This window comes from Rahnella woolbedingensis, assembly GCF_003602095.1.
Taxonomy (GTDB): Bacteria; Pseudomonadota; Gammaproteobacteria; order Enterobacterales; family Enterobacteriaceae; genus Rahnella; species Rahnella woolbedingensis.
Map to the genome: position 1 here is coordinate 1 of NZ_RAHH01000104.1, position 433 is coordinate 433.

1 protein-coding gene is annotated in these 433 nt (G+C 59.8%); it reads right to left on the bottom strand.

All coding sequences use genetic code 11. The features are described from left to right. A partial coding sequence (gene tssI / locus D6C13_RS25405; protein WP_120135353.1) for a type VI secretion system tip protein TssI/VgrG occupies positions 1-433 on the bottom strand: 433 nt, incomplete at both ends.

Here is a 433-nt window from a genome sequence, read left to right on the forward strand (position 1 = left end):
GGTTATTCAGCACCTTGGTCTTCATGTCCTTCTGGGCATGGATCGACAGCAGCTCCTGTGCGGTGGCATCTTCGAACATTAGCTCGTTGTAGCCGCTGCCTTTGTAGGTCTGCGAGCGGATCGCCATCTGCGTTTTGGTGCCCGGAAGATCGCCCGGCGAGCGGTTGATGGCGTGGTAGGTGCGTCCGGTGATAATCGGTTGATCCGGGTCGCCGTTGAGGAAATCAACAATCACTTCCTGGCCGACGCGCGGTATGGCTATGTTGCCAAAACCGGTACCGGCCCACGCCTGTGAGACGCGGATCCAGCACGAGCTGCCTTCGTTGGCCTTGTTGTAGCGATCCCAGGCGAATTTTACCCGCACGCGCCCGTGCTCATCGCAGAAGATTTCTTCTCCCGGCGGGCCGGTGACGATGGCAATCTGCGGGCCGTC